Annotated in this window: 13 protein-coding genes and 1 pseudogene; 8 read left to right on the top strand and 6 right to left on the bottom strand. The window is 37.1% G+C overall.

Annotated elements, in window-relative coordinates; all coding sequences use genetic code 11:
- Positions 1 to 44 precede the first annotated feature (44 nt).
- Positions 45 to 581, bottom strand: a complete 537-nt coding sequence (locus ACOWPH_RS16275; RefSeq protein WP_015216424.1) for a hypothetical protein — start codon at positions 579 to 581, stop codon at positions 45 to 47.
- A 664-nt stretch (positions 582 to 1,245) separates the two neighbouring features.
- Positions 1,246 to 3,970: pseudogene (locus ACOWPH_RS16270) on the bottom strand (M16 family metallopeptidase).
- 590 nt (positions 3,971 to 4,560) lie between these two features.
- Between ACOWPH_RS16270 and ACOWPH_RS16265 the strand changes: the two are divergent.
- The 6 genes from ACOWPH_RS16265 to ACOWPH_RS16240 all read left to right on the top strand — a co-directional run bounded on the left by ACOWPH_RS16265 (position 4,561) and on the right by ACOWPH_RS16240 (position 9,610).
- A complete protein-coding gene (locus tag ACOWPH_RS16265; protein ID WP_015216422.1) occupies positions 4,561 to 4,815 on the top strand; it encodes a YlcI/YnfO family protein in 255 nt (84 codons plus the stop codon).
- Entirely contained in the window at positions 4,808 to 5,245 is a 438-nt protein-coding gene (locus ACOWPH_RS16260) for a type II toxin-antitoxin system VapC family toxin (RefSeq protein ID WP_015216421.1), read from the top strand. Before ACOWPH_RS16265 ends, ACOWPH_RS16260 begins: the two co-directional genes overlap by 8 nt.
- A 44-nt stretch (positions 5,246 to 5,289) precedes the next feature.
- Positions 5,290 to 5,607, top strand: a complete 318-nt coding sequence (locus tag ACOWPH_RS16255) for a DUF433 domain-containing protein (protein WP_015216420.1) — start codon at positions 5,290 to 5,292, stop codon at positions 5,605 to 5,607.
- A gap of 299 nt (positions 5,608 to 5,906) precedes the next feature.
- A complete protein-coding gene (locus ACOWPH_RS16250) occupies positions 5,907 to 7,706 on the top strand; it encodes an AAA family ATPase (RefSeq protein WP_015216418.1) in 1,800 nt (599 codons plus the stop codon).
- A gap of 142 nt (positions 7,707 to 7,848) precedes the next feature.
- The gene (locus tag ACOWPH_RS16245; RefSeq protein ID WP_015216417.1) at positions 7,849 to 9,057 is read left to right on the top strand and encodes an ImmA/IrrE family metallo-endopeptidase; all 1,209 of its coding nucleotides are present in this window, start codon (positions 7,849 to 7,851) and stop codon (positions 9,055 to 9,057) included.
- 7 nt (positions 9,058 to 9,064) lie between these two features.
- Positions 9,065 to 9,610, top strand: coding sequence for a hypothetical protein (locus ACOWPH_RS16240; protein ID WP_015216416.1), 546 nt, complete (start codon positions 9,065 to 9,067; stop codon positions 9,608 to 9,610).
- 237 nt (positions 9,611 to 9,847) lie between these two features.
- On the opposite strand, the gene ACOWPH_RS16235 is transcribed toward ACOWPH_RS16240, so the two are convergent.
- From ACOWPH_RS16235 to nagA, 4 genes are all read right to left on the bottom strand, one after another.
- The gene (locus tag ACOWPH_RS16235) at positions 9,848 to 11,395 is read right to left on the bottom strand and encodes a hypothetical protein (protein ID WP_015216415.1); all 1,548 of its coding nucleotides are present in this window, start codon (positions 11,393 to 11,395) and stop codon (positions 9,848 to 9,850) included.
- A gap of 100 nt (positions 11,396 to 11,495) precedes the next feature.
- Positions 11,496 to 12,179: a magnesium protoporphyrin IX methyltransferase gene (gene bchM / locus ACOWPH_RS16230; protein WP_015216414.1), complete on the bottom strand. Its 684-nt coding sequence runs from the start codon at positions 12,177 to 12,179 to the stop codon at positions 11,496 to 11,498.
- Positions 12,180 to 12,445: 266 nt separating this feature from the next.
- A complete protein-coding gene (locus ACOWPH_RS16225) occupies positions 12,446 to 13,348 on the bottom strand; it encodes a DUF4351 domain-containing protein (protein ID WP_015216413.1) in 903 nt (300 codons plus the stop codon).
- A gap of 9 nt (positions 13,349 to 13,357) precedes the next feature.
- Positions 13,358 to 14,521, bottom strand: coding sequence for an N-acetylglucosamine-6-phosphate deacetylase (gene nagA, locus ACOWPH_RS16220; protein ID WP_015216412.1), 1,164 nt, complete (start codon positions 14,519 to 14,521; stop codon positions 13,358 to 13,360).
- 91 nt (positions 14,522 to 14,612) lie between these two features.
- Here nagA and purE point away from each other — a divergent pair, with 91 nt between their 5' ends.
- Positions 14,613 to 15,131, top strand: a complete 519-nt coding sequence (gene purE, locus ACOWPH_RS16215) for a 5-(carboxyamino)imidazole ribonucleotide mutase (protein WP_015216411.1) — start codon at positions 14,613 to 14,615, stop codon at positions 15,129 to 15,131.
- Between the two features lie 1,021 nt (positions 15,132 to 16,152).
- Positions 16,153 to 17,625 carry an ammonium transporter gene (locus tag ACOWPH_RS16210; protein ID WP_015216410.1) on the top strand — a complete coding sequence of 491 codons (1,473 nt, stop codon included), beginning with the start codon at positions 16,153 to 16,155 and terminating at the stop codon, positions 17,623 to 17,625.
- Positions 17,626 to 17,870: the final 245 nt, after the last annotated feature.

Raw genomic sequence — 17,870 nt, 5'->3', positions numbered from 1 at the left:
TTATTGTTCTGACCACCGATTCCTAAATTCTTACTAATTTTGCTTCAGAACGTAGGATTATGTTCATTATCCCAACATTTATCATCACTCCAAGTTTTGTTAGCTTTTTTACATAAATTTTCATCGTTTATCCAAGGTAATGAGGTAGGAAAGGTTGAGTTTGATTGTTTAGGAATAAAAGATTTGATTAAAAATAATGTTGAGATGCTACCACTGGTAACAATGAAGCAAAGTGCAATTAAAAACAAAATATTACCAAAAGTCCAAAAAGGATATAGCTGTTTTTCATATTGCCAGCGTTGTTTTGAACGGCGTTCTTCACCTGCCAATAACACTAAATAAAAACCGATTATAGGGATAGGAACAGATATCCGCAAGTCTAAAGTATGCTGCTTCCATTCATTGTGAATAAAGCCTTTTTGAATTGCTTCAATTTGTTCTTTAGTAAAGGTAGCTGCTATTTCTGGGGATATCTGAGAAAAACATTTTTCAAAATCAGAATTAATGTTTGATTTTTCTTTATTTTCTGGTATTTTCATATTTTGAGATAAAGACATATCATTTTGTTTAGATAATAGCATGATATATTGAGAAGTGATACAGCAGTTTTACACAGGTTTACACAAATTTTTTTATGAATATTTCGTCCAAAATTTATAAAGAACTGATCTAAAAATACTTTATTTCTAGACCATAAATATTTATTGGTTTCGTGGTAATTCCACAAAAATACATTTAAGAACAATAATGGAATTTACAAGTTTATTTCATTCTTTCATTAGTTAGTGGGGAAGAAATATACTAAATAGGTTGCCGTTAAAAATTGTCGTTGGGAAAAAGGGTTTTAGCTTTGTTTATTTTTCTTTACACAGTTTGGTTTTATTCTGCCCACCTACTTATAGCAGAATTCAGGAGTCAGGAGTAAAACTGGCTTTGTGTATAGGTTTGAATTTAGATGTTGTACCTCCTAACTACACAAACTGCTGTAATTGATTTTTCATTTCTGAAAAATCTCTAGTATGATGCCCCCGTATGTGGTTAGTATAACATATAGCCGATACAAAAAAAGCTAACTCTTGTCCGCTTCTTTTTCCTGTTTCCACTTGGAAGTGTTGATACTATCCAGTCCACAGGCTAAAATGACTAATTTAGCCGCTTTTTATCTTAAATTATTGAAGGAAGCTAATTTAGTGTATTAATAGTTCGTATCCTAAATAATACATTAAATTAGCCGTGTTATTACTGTCAGGGGCCAGCAGTGACAATGACCAAATTTTCTGGTTGAATTAACTCTTCAATTGCTTTCTGTACTTGATTCATAGTTACTGCTTGAATGCGCTGGGGAAATTCGCGGATTTCTGCGGTTGATAATCCTGAAACAGCATTGTTAAGAATGATGCTGGCCATTTCGCTAGGATTAGCTAAATCTACGGGGTAACTATTGGTAAGAGAACGTTTGGCTGTGTTAAATTCTGCTTCAGTTATACCTTGGTTACGCAATTGTTTAAGTAAGGCTATGGTACTAGCGATCGCTTTTTGAGTGTCACTAGGTGCTGTCTGCATGGAAATTAAGAAGGGGCCAGGATTGATTCCCGCAGCAAAACCACTGTATATACCATAGGTCAAACCTAAGCGATCGCGCACTTCTGTTCCCAAACGACTCGATAAGGTATCACCACCTAAAATCTGATTGAGAATCAATGCGGCATAATAACGAGGATCTGTGCGCGAAATGCCATTGTAACCAAGGTATGTCACCGCTTCCGATTTACCAGGAATTACTGGATTTAGCAGTTGAGTTTTTGACAACGATTTTACGGAATTGAAGTTAATAACAGGTGGTTTCCCCTGTGGTTGCCATTGCTCAAAAGCCTTATTTAACAAGGATTTAACTTGCATTGGCTCAAAATCACCCACTAAGGTCAGTGTTGTAGCATCTGGTCGATAGTGTGTTTGATAGAAACTCACCACATCGTCACGAGTGATATTTTCTAAACTCTCGACAGTGGGGAAACTGTGGAAAGGATGATTTTCTGGGTAAATTGCTTGTTGAAATACCCTTCTTCCTAGGGTTCTGGGGTCATCTAACTGGACTTTGAGACTAATTAATTCTCGTTGACGACTTAGTTCTAACTGGTCTGAGGGAAAGTTAGCATTCTGTACCACATCTGCTAAAGTTTCGACTAATATCGGCAAATTAGCTGATAATCCTTGACCATTAATGCTTAATCCTTCACGATTGGCACGAAAGCTTAAACTCGCACCTCTATCTTCTAAAGATTGCGCTAATGTCAGAGCATTTTTAGTTTTCGTACCATTCATTAAGTTGGTAGCGGTCAAATTCGCTAAACCCGCTTTTTGATTACCATCAAATTCATTACCAGCGTTAATTTGTCCACTAATATTGATGGTGGGTAGGCTGGAATCTTTTAACAGCAGCACCTTCAATCCATTGGCTAAGGTAAAATTTTGTGGTAAAGATTGTTGGTTAGTGTTGGTAGCTGATGTTGACGGTGGCAGATATTTGGCTAATTCTGCGGGGTCTACAGGTTGACCAGGACTAAAGTTTTCTGTAGTGCGTCCAGCACCACCGCTAGAAGTTCCTGGTTGACCATCTGCTTGAGTTGGTTCAAAATAACCGATAGTTTGTTTGGCTGGGTTGAGGTATTTTTGAGCGACTCGCTGCACATCCTGGGGAGTAACTTGAGCGATCGCACTCAAATACTTTTCTATATAATGATAATCTCCAGCAATAACTTGGTTATACGCCAATTGACTAGCTTGACTGCTAATATCCTGATTATTCAAAATATAACTAGCTTGCAATTGGGTTTTGGCTCGGTTTAATTCTTCAGCCGTAACTGGTTGCTGTTGCAATTTTGTCAAAGATGCTTGCAGTTCAGCCGTAATTTTACTTAATTCTTGCCCAGGTGCGGCTGTTGCACTAATGTCATACCAACCCGGTTCTATCAGTTCCGCAGCATAACCACTAACAGAACTAGCCAATCCTGATTCTATTAAAGCTTGATACAATCGAGAACTACGTCCACCTGTCAGAATAGCATCCATGACATCAATTGCTGGTACATCAGGATGTTTGATATCTGGTAAAGGATAAACAGCTTGCAATAGTGCAGCACTTCCTGGTTGTTTGAGGACAATTGGCGTTTTTTGAACAGCATTAACCGCTGTTACAGCAGGAGAAACTTTCAAAGTCGTTTTTTCTCCTTTTGGTAGTTTGCCAAAAGTTGCTTTGATAGATTTCAGTGTCGGTGCGGTGGTAAAACTCGCCTGTAACTACTAAAGTCGCATTATCAGGACTGTAGTAAGTTTGGTAATAATTGCGAACTTGGTCAACGGTGAATTTTTCAACATCTGCTTTTGTTCCCCCTACTGATAAACCGTAAGCACGGTTAGGGAAAGCGGCTTTTCTGACTTCTCGATCTAAACGATATTCTGGAGAGTTTTCATAGCCTTGCAACTCAGAAATGACTACACGCTTTTCACTGGTTAGTTCCTCTGAGCCTATTAAAGCATTTTTCATGCGATCGCTTTCCAGAGTCAACAGCGCTTCCAACTTATCTCGCTGCACCGTCCCAAAATAAGCAGTTTCATCAAAACTAGTAAAAGCATTAAACTGACTACCCAAAGCACTAAATAACCTGCCAAACTGTACCGGACGGTCAGTAGTACCTTTAAACATTAAATGTTCAAGTTGGTGAGAAATACCACTTTCTCCATTTCCCTCATTGCGAGAACCAACTTTATACCAAACCTGCACACTTACCACAGGTGCAGTATGCACTTCTTTGGTGAGTACAGTTAAGCCATTTTCTAAAACCGTTTTTTGCACCCCTTGGGTAAAAGAGAGTGCAGAAACAGGAGTAACTGCTGGTGTAGCAGCATTGGTAAAATTGCCGGAAAGCGGCACAACACTCAGAATCAGACTGAGACACAAACCTAAAAGCATATAAAAGCGCAGCTTCATAAGCGGTTAATTTGAAACAACAAAACCCCAGCTTTTGGGGTGAAAAGTAAATTACAAAATCTCTCTTTTGGGTGATGACAGATATTTATCAAAAGTTGAGATGTAAATGACTAAGCAGGTTTTGCTATTCCTCTAGTGTAGTCATGAAATTCTAGTGTGAAGAAGGAAAAACAAACCGCAGAGGCACAGAAGACGCAGAGAAATGAGTGTAAGAGGATGTTTGAAAAGTCATGCTGAACGTAGCGCAGCGTAGTGAAGCATCTCCGAGTAATCGTTCAAACCCTAGATTCTTCGTTCCACTTTGTTCCACTCAGAATGACAAATTATACCTTTTCCAACTTTTCAAACACCCTCTAAGAGAACTCCACAAAAAAGATGATCCAATCTTGTGGGATGGGCATCTTGCCCGTCCTTATATTATTAGCGGGCAAAGATGCCCGCACCACAAGAAATTTTGGGATATTTTTTTAATTGGAGAACTCTAAGAGTTGTGATTTGCTATTTTGCGTGAACAATAACAGCAATAAAGTAGTTACAATAAGTGATATCATTAATTGGTTGCAACGAATGTTATGGAACGCGAAGCTTTAACAATCCGTTTTCCTTCTGAACTACTTGCCAAAGCCAGGAAACTAAAGGAAGGTAGGGAATCTTTTAATGATTTAATCGTTGAGGCTGTGGAACGTGAGGTAAGACGTAGAAGAGGATGGGCTGCACATCAGCGAATTATTGCCCGCAGCGAAACTATCGAAGCCAGAACCGGCATACAACCAACCTCTATAGATATGATTCGCAGTCTCAGAGAGGGTGAGGGACGGCATGACTAGAGTTTTGTGCATAGATACCAGTGTTTGGATTCCTTACCTTGTCCCAGAAGTTTACCAATTCCAAGCCAGAACTCTAGTAACAGAAGCATTGAGCTTAAATATACACTTAGTAGCTCCCGCTTTTGCTTGGGCGGAAGTTGGATCTGTACTAAGGAAAAAAGCCCGGATAGGAGTCATTACCAAAGAAGAAGCACAAGGTTTTTTTGAGGACTTCTGCGAACTTCCCATTGATTACATTGAAGAAGAAACAATTAGGGTTAGAAGTTGGGAAATTGCCGCAAAATACGGTTTATCTACCCTTTATGATGCAGCTTTTCTTGCTTGTTCTGAAATGACATCGGCTGAGTTTTGGACTGCGGATGCTGCATTGGTGAGAGAACTCACACCTAAACCCGATTATTTGCGAGAAATAGAAGAAATAGTAAATTAAATTGATTAAAATATTTAGTAACCCAAAGTAACAGCAGATAAATTATGAACCTTACATCTACAGAATATAAATACATAGAACTCAACGAGTTCCATGTTCCGATCATCGCAGGAACGACAATGAAAGTGATTGAATTAGTTACGGGTTATCTTGCTCATGGTTGGAGTCCAGAAGAACTGCATTTTCAACATCCTTATTTAACTCTGAGTCAAATTCATTCAGCCTTAGCTTATTACTGGGATCATCAATCAGAATTAGATGCAGATATTCAGCAACGAGAGCAATATGCTGAACAATTAAAACAGCAAGCTGGTGAATCTCCTATAGCGAAAAAACTACGCGCTCAGGGATTAATTAAATGACTATTGCTTTATATATGGATGAGCATATCCGTACTAAAGCCAGTGAGTCAGAAGATTTAGCTAATTTGGTTTTATATCTACCTTTGTAACCAAAATATTACGTAAAATCAGTCATCAAATTTAATAAAATATGGCATCTAAATCCAACAAATATGTTACAAAGATTTTTGAATCATTAGCCATTGATACATGGATAATTTTGCGTGATAACTGGTAAAAAGGAAAAATATTTGTATAAAAAACCAAAAAAAATGTTACTCTAATTAATTAGTAAAAATACTATTTATCAGAGTAAAGATATGTACTTGAAGAAAGTCCTGCTTGAAAATGTTGGTCCTATAGACAGCTTAGAGATTGAGTTACCATTCAATGAAAATTCTCAGCCAAAACCTGTGATTATTGTAGGTGAAAATGGGTCAGGAAAAAGTATTTTTCTTTCCTATATTGTTAATGCGCTTCTATTTACTCAACAGGAACTTTTTGATAATTGTGAGGTTGAAAAAGGTAAAGTCTATAAAAAACGTAGTCCAAGTTATATCAAAGTTGGCTCAACATATTCTTTCGGAAAAATAGAATTTGAAGAAGAGTTCACTTGTTTTGAATGGCAACTTAATCGAACAAAAAAAGAACTTGAAGAGATTTATGGAATAACTCCAATTCATAAAGAATGGAATCAGATACCTGAAAACGAAAGTAGTTTTTTATATGCTAATTTTAACAGAGAAATCAAAAAACTAGAAGACCTTTATAATAGAAACTGCTTGCTTTACTTTCCAGCGAATAGATTTGAGGAGCCTGCATGGCTAAATTGGGATCATTTAAATTCTAAGGCTAGTTTTTCAGATATTATACATATACAAGGATTCTTAAATCGAAAAATCATCAATTACTCGCCACTAAATATTAACAAAAATTGGTTGCTTGATATTCTTTATGATAGAAGTGTATTAGAGCTTAATGTTTTAAATTTACAACTTCCTGTTCAATCTATTCAACATACATTTTCAGTTTTTACAGGATATAATGGAGAAAGTACAAATATATATAATTCAGTTTTGCTAGTTTTAAAAAAGCTTTTTCAAAAAGAAGGTGATCTCAGATTTGGTATGGGAAAGAGAAATTTCCGAAATGTTGAGTTGATATATGATGAGAAACAATTAGTACCAAACATATTCCAGCTTTCTACTGGAGAAACAGCACTTCTCAATCTCTTTCTAACAATATTGCGTGATTATGACTTATGCCCTTTAACTAAATTTGAGAGTCTTGATAAAATTCGTGGATTAGTTCTTATTGATGAGATTGACATACATCTTCATTCATTGCATCAAAGAAATATTCTTCCAGAACTTATAAGCCTATTTCCGGGGATTCAGTTCATTATTACTTCACATTCTCCTTTATTTATACTTGGACTTGAGGAAAAATTAGGAAGTGATGGTTTTAGAATTATTGAATTACCAAAAGGTATTGAAATTAGCTCGGAGCAATTTAGCGAATTTGAAAAAGCTTATTCTTTTTTAAAGTTCACAAAAAAATATGATGAAGATATACGGGCGGAAATTGAGAGATCACATAGACCAATTGTCTTTGGAGAAGGTACTTTAGATATTAGATATTTAAAAAAAGCGGCTGAATTTCTTGGAAAAAAAGAGTTTTTGGAAAAATTAAATTTAAAAGATTTCGATGGATATAAAAACATGGACAACTTTTGGAATAATCCTAAATGTACGGCAATTACACCCCAAAAAATTATTTTACTTTATGATTGTGATACTAAAAAAAATCACGAAGAAAAAAAGACTGTTTTTCGTAGAATTATACCTTTTGTAGATGCCAATCCTATAAAGAAAGGTATTGAAAATCTTTTTAAGAGAGAATCTTTAGAAAAAGCCTTAAAAGAAAAATCAGCTTTCATTGATATAACGCGAGAACATACAAAAACTGAGAGAGGGCAACAAGTAACTGTTCCCGAAACATGGGAAGTTAATAAAGATGAGAAGAAAAATCTTTGCGATTGGTTCTGTAATTATGGTACACGAGAAGACTTTGAGAGTTTTATAGATGTATTTAAACTAATCGAAGAAATATTAACCTAACCTGAGCCTGGGAAACCATAGGGTACAGGTGGTTAATGATATAAAATCCATTACTGATAACCTGACATTACATTTATAATAAAGTTATTAATGTCTGACATTGTTAGATGCTTTCATCTCAACAAAGTTGAGGAAAAATATCATGACTACCAACATCCTGGATAACATTGATCTGCGGACATTAGGTGAACTTCTCCAACAAGCACGTAAAAAATGCGGCATGACTCAAGTTGATGCAGCCAAAATTATTGATGCTGCACGCACCACCATGATCGCTATTGAAAAAGGAGAACGCCGTCTTAAAGCCAATGAACTGATTAAACTTGCTCGTGCTTACGGACGTTCTGTAAGTGACTTTGTTCGGCAACGTCCAATTGTCCAACCTTTTGAAGTACAGTTTCGGGCAGTTTATCAACGCAGTCAAGAACAACAGGCAGAAATTGAACCATTTATCCTGCATTTAGAGGAATTATGTCAAAATTACCTAGAACTTGAGCAGATTATGAAAGCGCCAATCCCGCGTAACTATCCTCTTGAGTATCAAATAACTGATATGCCCATTAAATCTGCTGCGGAGAGTATAGCAGTAGCAGAACGTCAACGCCTGGGTTTAGGTGATGCACCTATTTTCCAACTGCGGGACATCCTAGAACAAGATGTGGGTTTACGGATCTTCTATTTGCAGATGCCGCAAAAATATTCAGAAGTGTACAGCTATAACGAAGAAGTTGGCGGTTGTATGGCTATCAATGCCAATCATCCAGAGGAACGCCGACGCTGGTCAATGGCGCATGGATACCTTCATTTTTTAGCACATCGGCAAAAACCAGAATTCCATTTTGATGGTCAATATCAGCGATTTCCTGAAAGTGAGCAATTAGCAGAAACTTTCCCCAAATATTTCCTCATGCCTACCAGTGGATTGCTGAAGCGGTTTAATGATATGTACCGTACTCATGGCAAGTTCACACCCACCAATCTATTTACACTAGCGCATTATTATGGTGTGTCCATAGAAGCCCTAGTTTATCGGTTAGAAGAAATGGAACTTCTACCTTCTGGAACTTGGGAGAAATTGCGAGATAGAGGTTTAAAAGTCAGAAAGGTACAGGAAGAACTAGGTTTAGAACAGATTCCCCAAAGAGTTGATATGATGCCTCTGCACTATCAACATTTAGCTATTGAAGCACTGGATCAAGGTTTAATTACGGAAGGGCGTTTTGCTGAATTTCTCCATGTTGATCGTTTAGAAGCCCGTCGCATAGCTGAAGCATTACGGGAATATTCAAGCGGAATGATGGAAGAAGATACGGATTTTGATTTGCGTCAAATCCAAGCTGCTGGGAAGTGAGGAAAATATGCAAATTAATCACTCCCACATTATTCTTGATGCTTGTTGTGTTCTCAATCTTTGTGCATCAGGTCAATTTTTAGCAATTTTGAAATCTCTTCCTGCGGAAATTGTCGTGACTACAGTTGTCCAAGAACGGGAATTAAACACACTCCAAAGTCTCAAGGAAGAAGAAAATGATGCGGTGTTAGAATTTGAGACAGCTATTACACAGGGTTGGTTAAAAGTTGTAGATTTTGAATCAGAAGAAGAGGAAGAATCATTTGTTAACTATGCTGCTGTTCTTGATGATGGTGAATCTGCAACCTTTGCTATTGCAGTTCATAGAAAATGGGCAGTAGCAACTGATGACGACAAGGCTATCAAGTTTCTTCAAGAAAATTTTCCCCATCTTCAGATTTTATCAACCCCAGCAATAATAAAACATTGGTCAGAAGTAGAAAAACCTGATTCTTTAATATTAAGTTATGTCCTCAATGCAATTAGGATTAAAGGGCATTATGTTCCACCAAAAAATGATCCTCTGCGAAATTGGTGGCAAAATGCTTCTTAACCTACATTCCGCAGAAGCGTAGAGTAAAAAAATAATTATCCCCAAAAGCTATTATTGGTAAGGCTTTCCAGAATTTTAGTTCAGATGAACCACAAAACACCTATTAGAAATTCATCTTATTTATTAAGAACATTTTTGGAGAAAAGTTTGTACAACCCTGAATCCTTCGTGATAATTATTCAGAAGTGGATTGGATCTGTAGAATGTGGGTTTTAGGTGCTTAACTATTCTAAATAGTTACTCTCTCTGTACCCAATATAAATAATATCTTTCACTATCCACCCATGCCCTTTTAAAATTCTTAATTGGCAAAATCTTCAAATCATTTTTCTTTATTTTCAATTCCTGATGTAAAATTAGCAAAATTTTGTTTAGCTTTTTTTGCATATTTAAAAGAGAACTAGTTTGTTTTAGTATCTCCGCTTGATCAACTTCTTTACGTCCTGTTTTAAATAAAGTAAAACTTCCCATATTTTGCAATTCGGGATAATAAAATTTACGATTAAGATAACCTGATAGCGCAGCCATATTTGCATCTCGACTAGCAACAATAAATTCCTGATCTAGCTGAGATTTGCGAATGTATTGGCTTGTTTCACGACTAGCAGAATAGGGAATAATTAAATCTCTCGTAAAACCATAAATTCCTCCGAAAAATTGCATATAAAGAGTAGCCATGAAGATGATAGAATAACATTTATGACTAAACCTAAGTGTTTGCGGGGAAATGAGAAATTTCTGGGATAAAAAACTAGATTCTTGATAATAACTTTCCAGCCATAAAGCAGCTATAAAAACTAAATAAAAATGCCCAAAATGTCGAAGTCCTGAACCTGCAAATCTCAAATATGCAAACGTTAAAATTTCTAAAGTCCCTAATGTATAAAAAAATAGAGGAATCGGTTTTTTAGATAGTTTAATCAAGGTTAAAGCTATTGCAAATAAGGCAATTAATGTACAGACAATTAAATCTAGCCATCGTTTAGATGTAGGTATTATTAAAAAATAGCCACCAAATAATCTGCCTATACTTTTCAATAAATGATGTATCTCTAGCGTCACAGACCATCCATTGCTTAATCCTCCATGAAGATAACTATCAGCAGGAGGAGTAATAATGTTTATTGCTAATATAAAACAAGATATAATAATAGCAACACTTATAAATAAATCATATTTTTTATTTTGGCGAAAATACTGGTGACGATGTTCAATATCAAAACAAAATTCAAATACTAATGTTAATAACAAAGTAAATGATATAAATAGGGCATAGGCATTACTATTGGCCATTAAACCTAATAAAATAGCTAGGATAATATAAGTTTTTTTTCTAGATGGAAAAGCAGCACAAAATGCAAAAATAAATAACATTCCCAAAGCATAGTTGCGAGAAATTAATAGATATTCATAAAAGGGGAGATAACCAAATGAAAATAGAAATTTTTGTCTATAATTAAATGGGCTATATAAGCAAAAAATAGTAACAGAAGAAATTGCTAAACCTAAATGAAATAGTTGCATCATTATCGGTGTATCAGCAATATTTCTTAATAATGCTAGAGAGAAATACCACAGAACCGGATGACCCTCATAACGAATATTTCCGATTAAATCAGGCAAAGATTCACTATCTCTGATAATTAGCCAGGGATTTAATTCGTCTCTCCACATTGAATGGTTGAGAATCCCAATCAAACCGAGAATCGAAAATGAAATAATTATAAACCAAGGTGAATTAAAGATTAATTTTGGTATATGATTAAATATTTTTTTTGCAGACATTGTTTATAAATTAAGGTTTTGCACTCAAAATCAAAGCCAGGAAATTTTTAGATGTAAAACGCAGCAAAATCAATCATGTTTTTGCTGCGATTCTTACTGATTAACGTGTAGCTTCCAACAAACGAGAAAAGTAGAAGCGAGTTCGAGTCATTGCTTGACGCTGTATTGTGAAGCCATTTTTTTCGAGGATTTTCACTACATCAGCTTCACGGTGTAAATAGGCACGAGTTGCTTTACTAGGGCCTGGGAAGAAACTACCAATTTTCTTGAGGATAGTCAGGAAACAGGTTTTAGGTGCAAAACTCAGAATAATGCGTGATTGCGCTAAAGAACATAGGTGCGAAATCATCTCATCTGCTTTTTCTTGGGGGTAGTGAATAAGAACATCTAAGCAAATGACAGTATGAAAATTACCACTCAAAGATTCTAAATCCTGAACTGCGAAAGTCGGATTTGTAGAATTTGATAAAGCTTCTACACTTCTATCTTTGGCTTCTGATACCATTTTTTCGGAGATGTCGCTGGCGTAAACTGTAGCACCATCTGTCGCTAAAGGAATACTAAGACTACCCACACCACAACCAGCATCACAAATTGATAACTCTGCTAAATTGTTATCTGCTTTCAACCAGCCGATGACTGTATCCACAGTTTGCTGATGTCCAGTACGGATGTCTAACTGGACTTTGTTTACTTCACCATCACCATAGATGCGTTTCCAACGGTCAAAACCTGTGGAATTGAAGTATTCACGTACTATTGTTTTATCGTCGGCTGCGTTCATAAAGTTGATTATTGAAGTTCTCAATTCTTAGAATTATAAATTTTTTGAGCTAATTTTTCACTTAAAAAATAGGAATATTTTTCACATCTGCTTTCATTCAGTAGATAATTGGGTTTCAACATAATAATGATTTACAGCGGATTTCGCTGTTGGGAGGTACATACCCAGCGGGCAAGATGCCCACACCACAAGAGTTTCATTATTCAAGTTTGTATCTCATTTAAATGAAATCCGCTGCATTGCTAAAACCCCACTCACAACCTTGATCATTGTTGATTTTGATTTAACCAACTTTCTAAATCATCGACTTTGGCAAAGTCTAATAATTCTACTCCCAAAGTTTCTAATTTCTCAAGTGGTAATTTTTGAATCCTCTCAATTAATGTCGATTGAATTTCGCCAAGCCGTCGATTTAATTGACGGATAATTAACGATGTTTCTCCTTCTATTTTCCCCTCTATTTTTCCTTCCTGAACTGCTAACTCTCGATCTTGTTGATACAATGGTGCTAATCTCATAATTATCTCCTTGTCTTCTGGTTCTTGACTCACTGCCAGATTTTTTTGCAGGTTATACAGCAATTCTAGCGTCACTCTCCTAAATGGGTGGTTTGCTGTTAATGCTGCTAATTCTTCAATGGCTTGTTTCTGCACAGTTCCTCTTCCTAGCATTCTAATCCAGAGAGTTGCTTCTGTTCGGGGTAGTTGGTGAATAACTACTATGGCTGTGCGTAGTGCTTTTCCTAAATAGTAGATCCCTGGTAAAGAGTCAGTTTCTAAAGTAGCGTTAAAACTGGATAATATTTCAGCAGAGGCTGTAGGTGTGAGTATCCATAGTTTGGGATTTTTAGATTCTTGAAGATTGGTTTTATTGCGTTTGGCTTCTCTTTTTAAGGCTCCTTTTACTTCCAATAATTTTAACAAGCAATCACAAATTTCATCGGCAGATGCAGGATTGCGATATGGTTCAAATATGGCAGGTGTAGATGCAAATTTACCTAATAAACCTAAGAGTTGTAAGTTAGGATTTTTCTGGGGAGATGGAGAAAAATAAACATCTATTTCTCTTACTTCTCCTGCAACGCGAGCAGGTGCTTGCATTTCTCCATAGTTTTTCAGGAGTTCTTCTAAATAGTCTTTGGCAAATTGGTCATGAATGAATCTTGTCATGTAATAATCTTATAATCTTTCCCAAGTCAATTCTTGTGTTTCTTCTTCATAATGCCAGCGTAATAAATTAGCAGGTTGATTTGGGGCAATTGTTGGTAAATTTATTGCTTTTCTGGGTGCGTCTGTAGCGAGGAAGATGGCTTTTTCTACGCCACAAATTCCCCATTTGACTAAGTTTTTTACTCCCGTTAATAGGGGTAAGGTTGTGCCTGATAAAGTGCCATCAAATAGTCTGGCTGTACCGTTAATAATTTCAATTTGCCGATCATCCCAAGGATAAACGCCATCTGGTAATCCTAATGGTGCGAGGGCATCACTGACAAGAAATAGACCTTTACTGGCGCGGAGGAGAATTTCTAACATGGTAGGGACTACGTGCTGTCCATCGGCAATAAAACTACACATCACGTCGGGATGGTTCATGGCTGCACCTAGTAAGCCTGGTTCACGGTGATGTAATGGTGGCATGGCATTAAAAGCATGAGTGAGCATTGTTGCACCTTGGTCAAAGGCGTTTTGTGCTTGTTCTGCTGTGGCTTGGGAGTGTCCTAAACTGACTGTGATGCCTAATGAGTGTAAATATGGGATGACTTTATCAGTGGGATCTAATTCTGGTGCTAAGGTGATGACTTTGACAACGGAGGCATAATCACCTAATACCCGCTTGACTTCATTCATGGTTAGGGGTAGGAGGTATTCTGCTGGATGTGCGCCACGTTTACCGTAGTTCAAAAATGGGCCTTCGAGATGGACTCCGAGAATTTTCGCGCCTGAGTTTTGGGTATAGTTAGAGATGACGGCGAGCGATCGCTGTATATTTTCTACAGAAGTTGTCACTAGGGTTGGTAAATAGCCATCAACACCCACATTCCACAAATATTGGGAGATATCTTCGAGCATATGGGCGTTTTTAACTGTCAAATCAGGAAACGCCAAACCTAGCCCACCGTTAATTTGCAAATCAACGCCACCGAGGGAAATCCAGTCACCGGCAAAATCTAAAATTTGTAAGTCTTCTGGTGTCACTCGTCTACAGACTTTACCCATGGGCAGAATTTGCTCAATTATGCCGGTTTCATTCACCCAGATCATCTGCAAGTCTTGATAACCGGGTACTCTTACGTTGATAATATCTACGTTTGTCAGGATGGAATTTGGTGTTGCTTTGGTCATTACCCTAGCCAGAAAAAGCTGAACCTCAACCGATTGTAGATGGAAGCATCGACAATTAATCTAAAATCTAAAATCTAAAATCTAAAATTCTATGAGTCTTCAAGTTGGTATTATCATGGGCAGCGATTCAGATTTGCCTACAATGAAAGATGCGATCGCAGTTTGTGAGGAATTTGGTGTTGAATGCGAAATAGCGATCGTTTCTGCCCATCGTACCCCAGAACGTATGGTGGAATATGCCCAAACAGCACACCAACGCGGTATTAAAGTCATTATCGCTGGTGCAGGTGGTGCGGCTCACCTTCCTGGTATGGTAGCATCTTTAACCCCCCTCCCTGTGATTGGTGTCCCCGTAGCTACCCGCAATTTACAAGGTGTGGATTCTTTATATTCAATTGTGCAAATGCCAGCAGGAATACCTGTGGCTACGGTAGCCATTGGTAATGCCAAAAATGCCGGACTTCTAGCAGTGCAGATTCTCGCTACTCACCAACCAGAACTGCTGCAAAAAATCCTGAAATATCGCCAAAGCTTATGTGATATGGTCATGGACAAACAAAGCAAATTAGAAGAATTAGGCTATCAGCAATATTTACAACAAATGTTTTGACTCGCTTATATCCCTTACCTGCACAATCCTGAGGAAGGGGTATGATTGGAATTTAATTATACTCAAAATTTTAACGCCCACTTACTGACAGGTAGGGGTAAAGCAAAAGCTCATAGGTGTCAACTTAACGTGAAAGCCTTGTAAAATATCAGTTTGCACCCTTTCTCGTTCCCATACAGAGTATGGGAATGAATTCTAGAAGGCTCTGCCTTCTATGAAAACAGAGGCAGAGCCTCTTTAATAGCATTCCCAGTCTCTGACTGGGAACGAGATATCATCAGGATTTGAGCTTAAGTTGACACCATTAAGCTTTTGCTTTACCCCTACACATATAAGTTTTTCGTGATCTTACAAAAGTCCATTTCCCAACCGTGTTTAGTATAAATATTACGGTTTTAAGATTGAAGAAGAATTCTGTTCGATAAATTTTTTATATGACAAAATAACCACATTATTATTTTTATTAATAGTTAATTATTCAAGTCCTTTTTATTAGATATGGATGAGGCTAAATCCTTGTATTGCAAGGGATACATTCACCTTGACCTTGATTCCAGGGTGAGTAATTTATATCAGAAATGCAAAAATGTATTTTTTGATACAGAATTTATTTCTATATTAAATAGAAAATCAATCAAATTTATTGAAGAACGGTTTCATTAAATTAAATCAGGAATTAATCTAGAAATTCCTGAAGCAATTACATCTAAATTTTCCCTTAATTAGGGTTAGTTAACCAAATTTTGCCAAATTGTAATTTGCACCTTGATCGATAATTAACTTTCATGATAATTAGGGGATAAATCATGGAAGAAATATTCTGTTTTCTATGTCTCAAACTGAAAATTTTTATTACAAATAAACACGTTTGAGCCGAATAGAATCCATTTTTGAAACATAAATTTTGAGGTAGTGATTTTTCAGATTTAGCGGTAAAAACATTGTTTAATGTTTCTAGAATTAATTTTTGTCTGCTCCTGAAAAACATCAATCAAGGCTTTAATCGCAGGAAAAAACAGCAATGAATAAACGTACTCGACCCTTGTACCGCCTAATAGCACTAGCTATAGGTTCAATGGTGTTTGCAATTTTTGCTCCCACAGTTGTTCAAGCAGCTGATCCGCCAACAATTCAATCTTTAGCGGAAACAACAACCAAATTACAAATTTCTATTGATACTACCTGGGTATTACTCACAGGGTTTCTAGTATTTTTCATGCAAACTGGTTTTTCGATGCTAGAAGCAGGTTTGCTCCGTCAAAGAGGCGTAGTTAACGCCTTATTAGAAAACTTCATTGATGCTGCTGTCACAATCTTAATTTGGTGGGGAGTTGGTTTTGGTATTGCCTTCGGTACAAGTGCAGGTGGTTTCATTGGCACAGATACCTTTTTCCTCAGTCAGTTACCAACTGATGGAGCCTTTCCAAATGGTGGAGTGCCAGGTATAGCTTCCCAACTCAATGCTTACACCTTGTTCTTCTTCCAGTTTGCTTTTGCTGCTACTGCCAGTACAATCACAACTGGTTCAATGGCGGGAAGAACAGATTTTATTGGTGACTTGATCTACAGTGCTGTTATGGCAGCATTCAGTTACCCAATTATTGTTCACTGGGTTTGGAACGCGGATGGCTGGTTAGCCAAAATGAGTTTCCATGACTTTGCTGGTAGTTCTGTAGTTCACACCGTTGGTGGTTGGACAGCTATAGTTGGCGCGTATTTGCTAGGCCCCCGTCCTGGACGTACTCCTTGGGGACAAATTCCCCCTGCACACAACTTAGGTTTAGCAGCCTTAGGAACCATGATTCTATGGTTTGGTTGGTACGGCTTCAACCCAGGTTCAACCCTCGGTACTGCTAATCCTGGCTTGATTGGTTTAGTAACACTCAATACCACCCTTGGTGCTGGTGCTGGCGCTCTTTCGGCAATTTTTTACCAATACTACCGTTCCCGTAAATGGGATTTAGTTTATTGTCTTAATGGTTCTTTAGCTGGACTTGTAGGGATTACAGCGGGTTGTGCCTTTGTTGCACCTTGGGCTGCGGTTTTAATTGGGTTAACCGGTGGAATTTTAGTAGTTTTAGGAATTGATTTCATTGAATCAATGCATATTGATGACCCTGTAGGTGCATTTGCTGTTCACGGTATCAATGGCATGATGGGTACTCTGGCTGTGGGTTTCTTGGGTCAACCAGAATTAACTCTGAACAAAAAAGCTGGGTTATTATTAGGCGGTGGCTTTGATTTGCTGGGTGTGCAAATTTTGGGTGTAGTTGCGATAACTATTTTCACCGTTGCTTTTGCCTTTTTGATGTTCGGTGGACTCAAAGCAATTGGCCACCTGCGTGTTGATTCTGAAGCCGATAAAATCGGTATTGATGCTTATGAACACGGCGCAACTGTCTGGCCTGATGTCTATGCAGTTGAGCAGTTTGTTGAAGAAGAAGAAAAACATCGCTCTCATAAGCCTGGAGTTGGTGCTTTGGAAGGTGAATAATTTACCGCTTTGGTTAGGTAAGCCTAATCAACCAATTACCTAACAAATGTAGAGACGTTCCATGGAACGTCTCTATAAGGATTTTAGAAGATGCAAATTGAATTTTTAGAAAAGCATAATTTATTTAAATATATTTTTTCAGAAAATTGTCAACTATAGCCTTTTTAGCAATAAGTAGCCTATATTCTCAATAATATTGACATTATTATCAATAATTTAACGTAAATACGTTTTTACAGCCATTG

Origin of the sequence: Anabaena sp. PCC 7938, assembly GCF_049315035.1 — a bacterium.
Classification (GTDB): Bacteria; Cyanobacteriota; Cyanobacteriia; order Cyanobacteriales; family Nostocaceae; genus Anabaena; species Anabaena cylindrica.
This window is presented reverse-complemented; position numbering and strand designations above follow the sequence as displayed.